Origin of the sequence: Dyella sp. LX-66, from assembly GCF_018599165.1 — a bacterium.
Lineage (GTDB): Bacteria > Pseudomonadota > Gammaproteobacteria > Xanthomonadales > Rhodanobacteraceae > Dyella_D > Dyella_D marensis.
Map to the genome: position 1 here is coordinate 277,342 of NZ_JAHFVJ010000006.1, position 12,329 is coordinate 289,670.

General features: G+C 65.5%; 13 protein-coding genes. 4 read left to right on the plus strand and 9 right to left on the minus strand.

The features are described 5' to 3' along the window. Nucleotides 1-173: 173 nt before the first annotated feature. From KK141_RS14080 to dinG, 3 genes are read right to left on the minus strand one after another with little or no spacing between them, the layout of a single operon-like run. Entirely contained in the window at nt 174-752 is a 579-nt protein-coding gene (locus tag KK141_RS14080) for an NnrU family protein (protein ID WP_214569910.1), read from the minus strand. Between the two features lie 39 nt (nt 753-791). Beyond that, the gene (locus tag KK141_RS14085; RefSeq protein ID WP_345777557.1) at nt 792-1,349 is read right to left on the minus strand and encodes a HutD family protein; all 558 of its coding nucleotides are present in this window, start codon (nt 1,347-1,349) and stop codon (nt 792-794) included. Continuing rightward, the gene (gene dinG / locus KK141_RS14090; protein WP_214569909.1) at nt 1,346-3,448 is read right to left on the minus strand and encodes an ATP-dependent DNA helicase DinG; all 2,103 of its coding nucleotides are present in this window, start codon (nt 3,446-3,448) and stop codon (nt 1,346-1,348) included. The genes KK141_RS14085 and dinG overlap by 4 nt, the downstream gene beginning before the upstream one ends. 692 nt (nt 3,449-4,140) lie before the next feature. Between dinG and KK141_RS14095 the strand changes: the two genes are divergently transcribed. Further along, nucleotides 4,141-4,503, plus strand: coding sequence for a hypothetical protein (locus KK141_RS14095; protein WP_214569908.1), 363 nt, complete (start codon nt 4,141-4,143; stop codon nt 4,501-4,503). A 474-nt stretch (nt 4,504-4,977) separates the two neighbouring features. Here KK141_RS14095 and KK141_RS14100 read toward each other — a convergent pair whose 3' ends face one another. After that, nucleotides 4,978-5,625: a DsbA family oxidoreductase gene (locus tag KK141_RS14100; RefSeq protein WP_214569907.1), complete on the minus strand. Its 648-nt coding sequence runs from the start codon at nt 5,623-5,625 to the stop codon at nt 4,978-4,980. A 322-nt stretch (nt 5,626-5,947) separates the two neighbouring features. On the opposite strand from KK141_RS14100, the gene KK141_RS14105 reads away from it, so the two are divergent. Then, nucleotides 5,948-6,514 carry a hypothetical protein gene (locus KK141_RS14105; protein WP_214569906.1) on the plus strand — a complete coding sequence of 189 codons (567 nt, stop codon included), beginning with the start codon at nt 5,948-5,950 and terminating at the stop codon, nt 6,512-6,514. Nucleotides 6,515-6,533: 19 nt separating this feature from the next. After that, nucleotides 6,534-7,481 carry a hypothetical protein gene (locus tag KK141_RS14110; protein ID WP_214569905.1) on the plus strand — a complete coding sequence of 316 codons (948 nt, stop codon included), beginning with the start codon at nt 6,534-6,536 and terminating at the stop codon, nt 7,479-7,481. Nucleotides 7,482-7,534: 53 nt separating this feature from the next. On the opposite strand, the gene KK141_RS14115 is transcribed toward KK141_RS14110, so the two are convergent. From KK141_RS14115 to KK141_RS14135, 5 genes are all read right to left on the minus strand, one after another. After that, nucleotides 7,535-8,041: a DUF1993 domain-containing protein gene (locus KK141_RS14115; protein WP_214569904.1), complete on the minus strand. Its 507-nt coding sequence runs from the start codon at nt 8,039-8,041 to the stop codon at nt 7,535-7,537. Then, nucleotides 8,038-9,402, minus strand: a complete 1,365-nt coding sequence (locus tag KK141_RS14120) for a TCR/Tet family MFS transporter (RefSeq protein WP_214569903.1) — start codon at nt 9,400-9,402, stop codon at nt 8,038-8,040. Before KK141_RS14120 ends, KK141_RS14115 begins: the two co-directional genes overlap by 4 nt. 101 nt (nt 9,403-9,503) lie before the next feature. Next, on the minus strand, nt 9,504-9,839 hold the full coding sequence (locus KK141_RS14125; RefSeq protein ID WP_214569902.1) for an EF-hand domain-containing protein: 336 nt from the start codon (nt 9,837-9,839) through the stop codon (nt 9,504-9,506). Next, the gene (folE, locus tag KK141_RS14130) at nt 9,839-10,438 is read right to left on the minus strand and encodes a GTP cyclohydrolase I FolE (RefSeq protein ID WP_214569901.1); all 600 of its coding nucleotides are present in this window, start codon (nt 10,436-10,438) and stop codon (nt 9,839-9,841) included. The genes KK141_RS14125 and folE overlap by 1 nt, the downstream gene beginning before the upstream one ends. Before the next feature lie 59 nt (nt 10,439-10,497). Next, complete coding sequence (locus tag KK141_RS14135; protein ID WP_214569900.1) at nt 10,498-11,292, minus strand: hypothetical protein; 795 nt, start codon at nt 11,290-11,292, stop codon at nt 10,498-10,500. Between the two features lie 156 nt (nt 11,293-11,448). On the opposite strand from KK141_RS14135, the gene KK141_RS14140 reads away from it, so the two are divergent. Beyond that, nucleotides 11,449-12,264: a shikimate 5-dehydrogenase gene (locus KK141_RS14140; RefSeq protein ID WP_214569899.1), complete on the plus strand. Its 816-nt coding sequence runs from the start codon at nt 11,449-11,451 to the stop codon at nt 12,262-12,264. Nucleotides 12,265-12,329 lie beyond the last annotated feature (65 nt).

The window sequence follows — 12,329 nt, forward strand, 5'->3', positions numbered from 1 at the left end:
GAGGGTTCCTTACGGGAACGGATAAAGGGTGCGAGCACTCTAGCGCGCTGCGTTGCGATGGGGGAGATGACTCCCTACACCCCTCGATCTACTTCTCAAATCCGACGTAGGTTGGGGTGAGTCGCAGGCGAACCCCAACCTACGCCGATCCATTGGCGCAAGAACGTGCGGGTTCAGTGCATCGGATTGACGCCGATCCAGCGCAGATGCAGGTAGAACGCGAAGAAAGCCCAGGCGGCGACGCCGACGGCGATCGTCACCAGGGTTCCGCGCAGCGTACCGGCCGGGTAGACCGTGCCGGCCGCGCGATCGCGCCGCCGCGAGATCACGAAATCGGTGGTCGCCCACAGCAGGAAGGCGCCGAACAGCAGCACGTCGTGCAGCATGCCGGTGGCCAGCAGGTGGCCGAACGCCCACACCTTCACGCCGACCAGCATGGGATGGCCGAGCCGGGCCTTGAAGTGATTGCGCGGCACGTAGGCGGCGATGAACAGCACGAAGGCCACCAGGGTGAACAGCGCATTGAGATGGCGCAGCGCCAGCGGCGGCACGTACAGCAGCACCGGCGCCAGGCGGGCGTCGCGGAAGCCGATCATCAGCACGATCAGGCCGGCGATCGACGCCACCGAGTACAGGCCTTTCCAGCCCATGTCGCCGAAGCGCGCGATCTGCCGCGCGCGCCAGCCGGGAGCGAGCATGCTTATCGAATGCACGCCCAGGAACAGCAGCAGACCCAGGATCAGCAGTGTCATCGGGAACCCCTTCCGGACGGATGGGGCGAGTATAGAGCGCTAAACGGCGCGCTGATGAAGGCGCACGGCGAGCGCGACGGATTCGCCGTCCAGCGTCAGCGCGCCTTGCATGCCATCCGGCACATGCCACACGTCGCCAGCGTGCAGGCGGCCTTCCGGCGTGACGATGTCCGCCCGGGTGGCATAGACGAGAGCCACGCCGGCCAGCGCATGCGTGCCTGCGCGCCAGGTTTCGATACGGCCATCGGCCACGCCACGCCGCAGCATCAGGTTGAAATCGCGCGTGGCGCCGTCGATCAGCGTGACGTCTACCGAAGCTTCGCCGGCAAACGCGAACGGCACGCAGGGTTCATCGAGCCGATGCGCGCTGCCATCCGCGAAGCGCATGACGAAACCTGCGCCTTCCAGCAGTGCGATCTGCCGATCCACGCCGGGAAACGCGGAGAACGGCGCCGCGCTATCCACCTCGGCCACGCTTACGCGCCAATCGAAATCGCCCAGAGCCGCACCCGCCGGATGGACGGCCAATTCGCGCGTGCGCCCCATGCCGTTCTTCCACGGCGTCACCGCGATATCGGCGCCGCGCACGATGCTCACGCCGCGCGCTCGATCGAGCGCGCGAACGGAGGCAGCGCATTGAGCATGCGTTCGCCGTAGCGCTTGGTCACCACGCGGCGGTCCAGCAGCACGATGCGGCCGTGGTCGGTCTCGGTGCGGATCAGGCGGCCGCAGTACTGCGTGAGCAGGCGCGTGGCGTCGGGCACGGTCACTTCGATAAACGGATTGCGGCCGCGCGATTCCAGCCATTCCGCATAGGTGGCGCCCACCGGATCGGTGGGCACGGCGAACGGCAGCTGGGTGATCACCACCGTCTCGCACAGCTTGCCGGGCAGGTCCAGGCCTTCGCCGAACGAGGCCAGGCCGAACAGCGTGCTGCCCTTGCCGGCTTCGACGTCGACGATGTGCTCGGCTACCAATTGCGCCTTGCCGAGCGAACCCTGCGCGCGCACCTTGCGCACGCATTCGATCGGCAGCTTCTGCAGCACGCGGTCGAGTTTGGCGCGCGAAGTGAACAGCACCAGGTTGCCGGCGCCCCAGTCCAGATTTGCGGCGAGCCAGTCGCTGATCTCCTGCGCATGTTCCTCGCGCGCATCCGGCATGGCGCGCAGCGCCGGCACTTCCAGCCGCGCCTGCGCGGCGAGATTGAACGGCGAGGGCAGGCTGAGCGTGACCGCGCTGTCGGGCAGGCCCACAGCATCGGCAAAGGTGCGGAAATTGCCGCCGGCGCTGAGCGTAGCCGAGGTCATCACCACGGCGCTCGCGTTCTCCCACAGCACGCTGCGCAGCAGGCCGCCGGCGGATACCGACGACGCATGGCAGACCAGCTGCTGGTCGCCGGACAGCGTGACCCAGCGCGCCAGCGGCGGGCCGCCTTCGCGGTCCTCGCTGGACCAGGCGCGCCAGGTGCGCAGCTGGCGGTCGATGCGCTCCAGCGCCATGCCCAGTTCGCGCGACAGCGCCTCGTTGGTGGGGCCGCTCTCGGTCATCTCCAGCACGGCGCGGCGCACGGCGCCGACCCAGCGCTCGATCTCGCCGGTGAACACGTACAGCACGCGCGCATGTTCCACCCACGATTCGGGCAGTTGCCCGAGCGAGCCGCGGTACATCGGCTCGTCGTCGTTGGGCGAGGGCAGCCAGTGCAGGCGGATGTCTTTTTCCAGTTCTTCCAGCGCGTCGCTCAGTTCCTGCAGCTTTTCGTCGCCGGCATCCAGCGCGAGCTTGCCGATCACTTCCTTGTCGGTGAGCGAATACGCCGCGTGGATCTGCCGGCCCAGCCGGCTGAGCTGGCGCACGGTGGCGCTCATATGCACTTCGGCGGCGCCGCGGTCGATCGCCTTCGACGGCACGTGGTGGCCTTCGTCGAAGATGTACAGCACTTCATCGGGCTTGGGCAGGATCACGCCACCGAAGCCGTCTTCCTCGCGCGGCATGGTGAGGTCGGCCAGCACCAGGTCCTGGTTGGCGACGATGATCTCCGCATCGCCCACCGCGCGGCGCGCGGCAAAGAACGGGCAAGCCATGAACTGCGCGCATTTGCGGCCGGTGCAGCCGCCGGCGCTGGTGGTGATCATGGCGCGCAGCAGGTCGCCGGGGGTTTCCGGCGCGTTGTCCATGTCGCCGTCCCATTCGTGGCGGTCGAACGCGCCGACGAGTTTGTTCAGCACTTGCTTGTCGCGTTCGGCCGGGGGCTTGGACCACAGGGCGAGGTCCGCCTCGAAGCCGAGGCCCATCTGCGCGGTGTCCTGCAGGCTGTTGGCGGCCATAACGAGGTTGCGCGGGCATACGTAGCGGCCGCGGCCTTTCGCCAGTGCCACTTTGGCTTCGCGGCCGTTGAGCTTGAGGTAGAGGGGGATGTCGCGCTGGACGAGCTGTTCCTGCAGGGCGATGGTGGCTGTGGCGATGAGCAGTTTCTTTTTCTGGGCGCGTGCGACTTCGACGCCGGCGATGAGGTAGGCCATCGATTTACCGGTGCCGGTGGGGGCTTCGATGATGGCGGCGCCGCCTTCTACCGCCAGGGCCTTGGCGACCTCGGCGATCATCTTTCCTTGTGACGCGCGGGCGCGGAAGCCGGGGAGGCCTTCCTTCAGGCGCGTGTACGCGGTGCGGATGGATTCCTTGGTTTCGTCGGTGAGCATGGGGGGCGGCGGGGCCGCGCCGGGGGCGGCTTTTTTGTGTGGGTGTTGATTGTAAGGGGTGGGGAGGGGGTTGGGGGGGGGCGCCCGTCATCCCGGCGTAGGCCGGGATCCTTTTGCGATGTCGCCTGGTTTTCGCGGTGACGCGAATGGGCCGCTTATGCAGCGGGCATTCCGGACGCCTGCCGGCGCCCGGGTCACTTTTTCTTTGCTGACCCAAAGAAAAAGTAACCAAAAAGAAATGGTCTTAGAGCAACTGCTCGCGACGCGACTAGAACGAGCAGTGACGGCCGCGGCAACGGATTAACCAGGGTCGATACGAAGCGGGAGTGCGGTTTCGTAGCGGGTGCTTCAACGTGCCGTTGCGAAGAGGACGTTCAAGGACTGGCGCCAGCTTTTGCTCCTTGCTCCTGCATGCGACGCCATATCACTTCTCCCTCTCCCCTCCGGGGAGAGGGTCGGGGTGAGGGGCCGGGCAGAGCGCAACGCCTGTCATTTCTCACCCGCAAAGCCCTACAAAAAATCGGCGAAGCCTGACAGACGATCGTTACTCTCTTCGATAGCCTGATCAGGTCGTCGATGCTTCGCATTGCACGTGCGCATCGACGACCTTCAGCGATGAAGCAAAAGCGCGGGCCGCGTGGGCGGCAACCCACACGACCCGCTGACCACAACCAACTTACATGGAGTTAGTCATGGCTACCAAGAATGATACGGCAGTCTATTGCGCGAAAGTTCCGCCGGAAGAATTCCCCACCAGCCCCCTCGGCCGCCCATTCCACGCATCCGATGCCGACGCGAATTTTCAGATCCGCACGAAGAATGATCTGGCCGCCATCAGCATGGCGATCAATGTGCTGACGGGCATTCTCGCCAACAGCGAGAGCTTCCGCGACATGCAGGTATGCAATGTTTCTGCGCAGGAAGGCGAATGGCCTCTGCCGCCAACGTGCGTCGAAGGCGTATTCACCGCCGTGCACTATCTAAGCCGCTACGCAGAGTCGCTCAGCTATCGGCTAGATGAAGTAAATGAGCTGATGGAAGACATCGCTTCATAAAAGCTCACAGCCCAGGTCGGGGTGAGACCCACCGCCGCGCTCCGCCCGGCCCCTCACCCCGACCCTCTCCCCGGAGGGGAGAGGGAGAAGTGTGGTGGTATGGCATACAGGAACGAAGAGCAAAAGCTGGCCTCGGTTCTTGAACGTCCTCTTCGCAACGGCACGTTGAAGCACCCGCTACGAAACCGCACTCCCGCTTCGTATCGACCCTGGTTAATCCGTTGCCGCGGCCGTCACTGCTCGTTCTAGTCGCGTCGCGAGCAGTTGCTCTAAGACCATTTCTTTTTGGTTACTTTTTCTTTGGGTCAGCAAAGAAAAAGTGACCCGGGCGCCGGCAGGCGTCCGGAATGCCCGCTGCATAAGCGGCCCATTCGCGTCACCGCGAAAACCAGGCGACATCGCAAAAGGATCCCGGCCTACGCCGGAATGACGAGCACACGCCCTCACCGCGATGAGCCGGCGCGCAAGCGCCAATCACCCCTCCGCAGAAATGCGCCGCAGGCTATCCACAAATACCTCCGGCGGCTGCCCACCCTGAATCAGATAACGATCATTGACGATGACCGAAGGTACGGCCCGAACACCCTGGGCCTGGTAGAAGGCCTCCTGCGCACGCACTTCATCCGCGTAGCGGCCATCCTCCAATACAAGGCGCGCCTCGGCCGCATCCAGGCCGACCTTGCTGGCGGCATCCACCAACACCTCGCGGTCGCTCACATTGCGCCCATCGGTGAAATACGCCCCCAGCAGCGCGCGCTTCAGCTCACCCTGGCGCCCCAGCGCCTCCGCCCAATGCAGCAAGCGATGCGCATCGAACGTGTTGTAGATGCGGCTGCGCTTATCCAGATTGAACGTGAAACCCACATCGGCCCCGCGCTGGCGGATCGCCTCCTGGTTCTGCTTCATCTGCTCCGGCGTGCTGCCGTACTTGCGCGCCAGATGCTCGCCCACATCCTCGCCCTCCGGCGCCAGCTGCGGATTGAGCTCGAACGGCTGGAAATGGATCTCCACTTCCACCTCACCCTCAAGCCGGCGCAACGCCTCGTCCAGCGAACCCAGGCCCACCGCGCACCAGGGGCAGACCACGTCGGAAACGAAATCGATCTTGAGCTTGTTGGCCATGGCGGGGGTCCGGAGTGGGTGGTCGGACTGAAATATGGACGGGAGGCGGGCAATCAAGCTCCCGGGTAGGCCGCGGACAGTGGCGAGGATGGGACGTTCACGGGGCTAAGGCGATTGATGATTCGGATTCATCGGAAAATCGAGGCGTACGTCCGCATCAACCTTGACCGCCCGAAGCCGCGAGTTCTAAAAACCTGACTCATACAGCGCGCCATCTCCGCGACTGAGAACGCATCCCTCAAGTTTTCCATCCGATCGTCGCCACTGGCGATCGGCAGAAACCTGCGCCCTGAAACAAGGGCATCGACCAAGGGAGTCCTCCATGAAATTCAGCATGTCAGCAGCGCTCTGCGTTTTCGCTTGGGCTGCATTGCCGGTGTACGCCGGGGATTTGTCTGGCTCCATCGCGCATCACAAGCAGATGGTCGGATACGGCTCGAATCCCGCCGACTGCGGGGGTTCGCCATGCCTCTTGCCAGAGGATCGAGCCAGATTGGATGTCCTGGGAGCGCCCATCAGATCAGCATCCGATCTTCGGATCTATCTATCGACGACACCTGGAGAACTGTCGCCGCTGGAAAAGCTGTCGCCAGGTGCGAAGCAGCGCTTTCTCGCGAGCTTGTTCTTCAATGAAAGCGGTCTGGTGAGCTATGACTATTCGGATCTGGCCAGAGAACTCGCTGCATCGGACATCTACCGGATCATGAGCTTGTTCGGAGCCCAGCGCACGGTGCCGCTTATGAAGGGGCTGCGTATCCAGACAGTGATGGATGAGCTCTCCGTCACGCAGCCTCGCCTGCAAATGATCGACGACCATGAGGCCTATCGATGTATTGGCGGCCATAACTGCGTACATACGCCTGGAATGATCTGCATGTCGGGTTGCTGACGCCTTTGGGGCGGCGTCTATGAGCCTTCGAGTCGAGACGCCGTTCTTTAGCTATCGAGGAAAGCGCGTGACTTCCAGGATAACTTTGCTTCTCCTGCTTGCATTGCAGGCGCCGATTCATGCACTGCCGGTCGGTTCGATCGAATCAGCATTCAATGTCATGCAGGCCATGAATATGGATGCGGTGGAGAACAATGCTCCTAAAGCCCGGCGCATCAGCGCCTACTACGATAAACATATGGCCGCGCATCAATCGCCTTTGTCGCTGAAGCAGCAAAGCACGGGCGATCTGCAGCTGCTCTTCAATGCAGCCTTCCTAGTCGACGCCTACACCTTCAAGGAAAACTACCTTGACCATATGCGTATGGATCTGGACGAGCTGCTGCGCCGTGGCCCCGTATCCGACAAGCTCCTGCTGGATTTCCATGCCTCGCTGATCCAAGCCAGGAAGTTCGACGAGGCAACGGCATTTCGGCAGCGGCATCCCGGTTTGAAGCTGCCGGAGCTGCCCCGGATCGTCGAACAGGAGCGCGAAGGTCCGACTGCGCTGGTGCTTCATGAAGAAAACGGCATCCGTACCTTGAGGCGGGAAGCGCTCTCCGTGTCGGACGGCCTGAAGATCCTGGTGATCTCTCACCCGCGCTGCCATTTTTCCCAATACGCCGTGCGCGACCTTATGGACGATCCCGTCCTTGGCCCCGTCTTTCGCGATCACGCCGTCTGGCTGATGCCGCAGGACGGGGACCTGGCGCTTTCCAGTCTGGAACGCTGGAACCAGGATCACCCCGGTGCACCGCTCTCCATTGCGTATCGGGAGAGCGACTGGCCGGTGGTCACGCAATGGGCGACACCCACGTTCTATGTTCTCGACCGCGGCAAGCTGGTGGGTGAAGTCGACGGGTGGCCGCGGGAGGGGAATCGGGCAGCACTCATGGCGGCACTCAAGCAGGCCGGCTTGCTGAAATAGGGCCGGCAACTCGCGGAGACGACGTGGATCGTCTCCGCGAGGCATACGAACTCTTACATCTTCCCCATGAAATCCGACTTCCCCAACTCCGCCCCCGCCACACGCACAATCGCGTAAGCCGTCGTGCAATGGAAGAACAGATTCGGCAGCACGAAGTGCAGCAGATAGGCCTGGCCTTCGAACTGCTGTTCGCCGGTGCGGGTCTTGATGGTGACGGTGCGGCCTTCGCTGCCGTCGAGTTGTTCGGTCTTGAAGCCCTTGATGTATTCCACTGCGCGTTCGATGCGCGCATGCAGCTGTTCGAAGCTGGTTTCGGTGTCTTCGAACTTCAGCGGCTCCACGCCGGCCAGGCGGGCGGTGCCGTTCTTGGCCATGTCAGTGGCGATCTGCACCTGGCGCACCAGGGGGTGCATGTCGGGGATCAGGCGGGTCTGCAGCAGCACGTCGGAGGCGATGCCCTTGGCGTGCGCGTGGGCTTCGCCCTTCTTCAGCACGTGCTGCAGGTTGGCCAGCGCGCGCAGGAACACGGGGACCGAGGCCTGGTACATGGAAAGCGTCATGAGGATGGCTCCGAGGAGTGGACGGGGTCGGCATCGGCCGGCTGCGTGGCGGCAACCGGCGAAAGGTCATGGGGTACGGCGGCGGAGCAGGGCGTGGGTTCTTCGTGCGGCACCAGCGAGGGGTCGGTCACACGCCGTGTGGTGCGCGCGGCGATTACCGTGCCGATCACCAGCAGCGCGGCCGCCACCACGAAGGCCAGGCCGGGCAGGTGCAGCGGCGTGCCGGGCATGATCGAGAAGGAGAAGATCTGCGCGAACAGGGTGGGGCCGAAGATGCCGGCGAAGCTGCCCAGGCTGGTGATGGCGCCCTGCAGGCGGCCTTGTTCGCTGGGGTCAACCTGCTGGGTCATGATCGCCTGCACCGGCGGGCCGGACAGGCCCCACAGCGCCAGCAGCGGAATGCCGAGCAGGAACACCCAGCCCACGTTGGCCAGGCCCATCAGCAGGAAGGCGCCGATGCCGCACAGCATGCCGGCCACCAGCACGCGCCGCTCGCCCCAGCGCGGGGTGAGCTTGCCGGTGAGGAAGGCCTGCACCGAGCCGTCGCAGGCGCCGACCAGCATCAGCACCAGGCCCACGGCGCGCGTGCCCCAGCCGTAGCGGTAGTCGGCGTACAGCACGAAGGTGGTCTGCAGCACGTAGTGCGCCAGGTAGACCAGGAACATCACCGTGCCCAGGCCCAGCAGGGTCGGGTCGCGGCGCAGCAGCTTCAGCGCGCCCAGCGGGTGCGCGCTGTGCAGTTCGAAGCGCGCCGTGCGGTGTTCCTTCGGCAGCGATTCGGGCAGTACGAACAGGCCGTACATGAAGTTGCACAGCGCCAGGCCGGCCGCCACCCAGAACGGCAGGCGCAGCGAGATCTCGCCCAGCACGCCGCCCACGCCCGGGCCCATGATGAAGCCCAGGCCGAAGGCGCCGCCGAGCATGCCGAACGCGGCGGCGCGCTTTTCCTTCGGCGTGATGTCGGCGATATAGGCATTGGCGGTGGTGAAGCTGGCCGCGGTCATGCCCAGCAGGATGCGCCCCAGCAGCAACAGCCACAGCGTGGGCGCCAGCGCCAGCACCACGAAATCCACGGCCAGGCCGAGGTTGGAGATCAGGATCACCGGGCGCCGGCCGAAGCGGTCCGACAGCGCACCCTGGATCGGCGCGAAGATGAACTGCACCACGGCGAACACGGTGCTGAAGATGCCCACCCACGAGGCCGCCGCGGCGATGCCGCCGCCGGCGAGCTGTTCGAGCAGATGCGGCAGCGTGGGGATCACGATGCCGAAGGCCAGCATGTCCAGCAGGACGGTAACGAAGATAAACGCTACCGCCGCGCGGCGCCGCGGTTCGGTGACGGTGGTGACTGGCTGGTCCATGGTCGGCCGGCGGGATGAAAGCGCGAACGATAGCGCAAGGTGCGTGACGCGCGTTGTAGCGGCGCATCATCCGCCGTTTGCGCCCGTCCGGGGGAAAACCCTCAGGCCGGAGGCGCCGCGAGTTCCTTCGCGTCCAGGTAGCCGTCGTGGTTGCGGTCCAGCTTGTGGAACTGGCGGCGCAGGTTGTCCTGGTGGCTGCGCAAGGTGATCGGCTTGCCATGGCCGCCGGGCAGTTCCTCCGGCTCCAGCACGCCGTCGCCGTTGGTGTCCATGCGGCGGAAGCCGGCGCTCAGGTAATCGACGTATTCCTGCTCGCTGACCCGGCCGTCGCCGTCGGTGTCCATCAGCTTGAGGTATTCGGCCGGCGTGCGAGGAAAGCCCTGCGCCGCGGCCAGGCACGGCAGCGCCAGCAGGGCCGCCGCCAGCGCGGCGCGCATCAGCGCACGCCGCCGCGGATGCCGATGAACTGCAGGAATTCGGCGCGGGTGCGCGCGTCGTCGCGGAACGAGCCCAGCATCTGGCTGGTGACCATCGACACGCCGCGCTTGTGCACGCCGCGGGTGGTCATGCATTCGTGGCTGGCGTCGATCACCACGGCGACGCCGGCGGGGTGCAGGTTTTCCTGGATGCACTGCGCAATCTGCGCGGTGAGCTTTTCCTGCACCTGGAAGCGGCGCGCATAGGTTTCGACCACGCGCGCCAGCTTGCTGATGCCGACCACGCGGTTGGTCGGCAGGTAGCCGACGTGGGCGCGGCCCACGATCGGCGCCATGTGATGCTCGCAGTGGCTTTCGAACTCGATGTCGCGCAGCACCACCATTTCGTCGTAGCCGGCCACTTCCTCGAAGGTGCGGCGCAGGTACTCGCCCGGGTCGTTCTGATAGCCGGAGAACCAGTCGCGGTAGGCCTTGACCACGCGCTTGGGCGTGTCGAGCAGGCCTTCGCGCGACGGGTCCTCGCCGGCCCAGCGCAGCAGCACGCGTACCGCTTCCTCGGCCTGCTCGGGGGTGACGTCGCTGGGGTGCTGATCGCTCATGGGGGTTCCTTACGTGGCGCAGGCGGTCAAGTGTAGCGCCAGCGTCAAGCCCCGGCGGCTCAGGGGTCCGGGACGAAGCGGCCGGGGAAGGGCTCGGGGCGCACCGGGCGGGGCCGTTCGCAGGGGATCACGCACTGTGCGGCGAGGTTGTTCCAGGTGTCGTAGTACAGCGTCACCACTTCGTCCGGCGAGCTGGAGGCGCGTTCGAATTCCACTTCGCTGACCGCGGAATACTCGCGCTCGCCGTGGCCGGTGCCCAGCGGAGAGCTGGCCTTGGCCGCGCGCTGCGCCTCGCCGCGCATTGCGGACGGAGCGGCGGCCGCATCGGCAGCGGCAGGCGCCGCGGGCGAGGCCGCTATCTCGCTCACCATCGGCGGCTCATAGACCGGCTGCGGCTTGCGGCGGAACACCGCCACGCCGATGACGCCGACGTTGTCCGGCCGCCCGGTCTTCGCGGCATAGCTCTGCCCGATATCGGTGAACACGAAGTCGGCCACGTGGCTGAGGCTCTTGCGCCAGCCCAGTACGTCGGTGTTCGCGCGCGGATCGAGCACGTAGCCGGCCTGCGACCAGCCGGCGGTCTGGCCGGAGACGGCGTTGACGCCATCCACCGACAGCACCGCCAGCAGGTCCTCGCCGCTACGGCTGCGCAGCGCGATGCGGTAGCGGTGGCCGGGTTCGCCGGCCACGTAGTAGCGGCCCTGGTGCTGGTAGACGGGCAGGCTGCGCTGGGTGTCGCGGTCGTACACGCTCAGGTCCAGCAGGCGGCCCACGCTGTCGACAGAGCGGGCGTGCGCAGGGGCGGCGTGGGCCAGGCCGGCGGCGATGGCCAGCGCGATCAGCAGGGTTTTCATGGGGAGGCTCCGGCAGGCATCGCGGCTCGATGCGTGGGATGGAACGCCTTGCCGCGGCCGATGGGGTTGATGGGTCTGCGGTCGATGGATATGGGGTTGATCGATCGCATCCCGGCTCTTTATGGTCCCGCTGACGATTCGAGTAGCGAGTACGCCATGACCCTGCGCATTTCCCGCACCACCCAGCTGTGCATGTCGCTGTCCGGCCGCCCCGGCAATTTCGGCACGCGTTTCCAGAACTACCTGTACGAAGCGCTCGGCCTGGACTACGTCTACAAGGCCTTCACCACGCGCGACCTGCCCGCGGCCATCGGCGGCATCCGCGCGCTGGGCATCCGCGGCTGCGCGGTGTCGATGCCGTTCAAGGAAGCCTGCATTCCGCTGGTCGATGCGATCGATGCCTCGGCCAAGGCGATCGATTCGGTCAACACCATCGTCAACGACGATGGACAGCTGCGTGCGTACAACACCGATTACATCGCGGTGGCGCGGTTGATCGAGCAGCATCGGGTTTCGCCCGATCTCACGCTGGCGCTGCGTGGCAGCGGCGGGATGGCGAAGGCGGTGGCGTGCGCGTTGCGCGACAAGGGTTTCAAGCGCGGGCATATCGTGGCGCGCAACGAAGCCACGGGCCGGGCGCTGGCGGACAGTTGCGGTTATGCGTGGGCGCCGGATATGCGCGGCGTCGAGGCGCAGCTGCTGATCAACGTGACGCCGATCGGGATGGAAGGGCCGGAGGTGGATGCGCTGGCTTTCACCGACGCGGAAGTGGAGCGCGCCAGCGTGGTGTTCGACGTGGTGGCGTTGCCGCCGGAGACGCCGGTGATACGGCTGGCGCGGGCGAAGGGAAAGCAGGTGATCACCGGGGCGGAGGTGATCGTGTTGCAGGCGGTGGAGCAGTTCGTGCTGTATACGGGCGTGCGGCCGGAGGATCGGCTGATCGCGGAAGCGGCGGCGCACGCGCTGGCATAAGCGGCGGGTTCATCGCTCGGCGTAGGTTGGGGTGAGCGCAGCGAACCCCAACAGTGCGATGCGCC

Coding starts and splice junctions, on each gene's coding strand:
- KK141_RS14080 (WP_214569910.1), bottom strand. CDS start 752: ATGACACTGCTGATCCTGGGTCTGCTGCTGTTCCTGGGCGTGCATTCG.
- dinG (WP_214569909.1), bottom strand. CDS start 3,448: ATGCTCACCGACGAAACCAAGGAATCCATCCGCACCGCGTACACGCGC.
- KK141_RS14095 (WP_214569908.1), top strand. CDS start 4,141: ATGGCTACCAAGAATGATACGGCAGTCTATTGCGCGAAAGTTCCGCCG.
- KK141_RS14100 (WP_214569907.1), bottom strand. CDS start 5,625: ATGGCCAACAAGCTCAAGATCGATTTCGTTTCCGACGTGGTCTGCCCC.
- KK141_RS14105 (WP_214569906.1), top strand. CDS start 5,948: ATGAAATTCAGCATGTCAGCAGCGCTCTGCGTTTTCGCTTGGGCTGCA.
- KK141_RS14110 (WP_214569905.1), top strand. CDS start 6,534: ATGAGCCTTCGAGTCGAGACGCCGTTCTTTAGCTATCGAGGAAAGCGC.
- KK141_RS14115 (WP_214569904.1), bottom strand. CDS start 8,041: ATGACGCTTTCCATGTACCAGGCCTCGGTCCCCGTGTTCCTGCGCGCG.
- KK141_RS14120 (WP_214569903.1), bottom strand. CDS start 9,402: ATGGACCAGCCAGTCACCACCGTCACCGAACCGCGGCGCCGCGCGGCG.
- KK141_RS14125 (WP_214569902.1), bottom strand. CDS start 9,839: ATGCGCGCCGCGCTGGCGGCGGCCCTGCTGGCGCTGCCGTGCCTGGCC.
- folE (WP_214569901.1), bottom strand. CDS start 10,438: ATGAGCGATCAGCACCCCAGCGACGTCACCCCCGAGCAGGCCGAGGAA.
- KK141_RS14135 (WP_214569900.1), bottom strand. CDS start 11,292: ATGAAAACCCTGCTGATCGCGCTGGCCATCGCCGCCGGCCTGGCCCAC.
- KK141_RS14140 (WP_214569899.1), top strand. CDS start 11,449: ATGACCCTGCGCATTTCCCGCACCACCCAGCTGTGCATGTCGCTGTCC.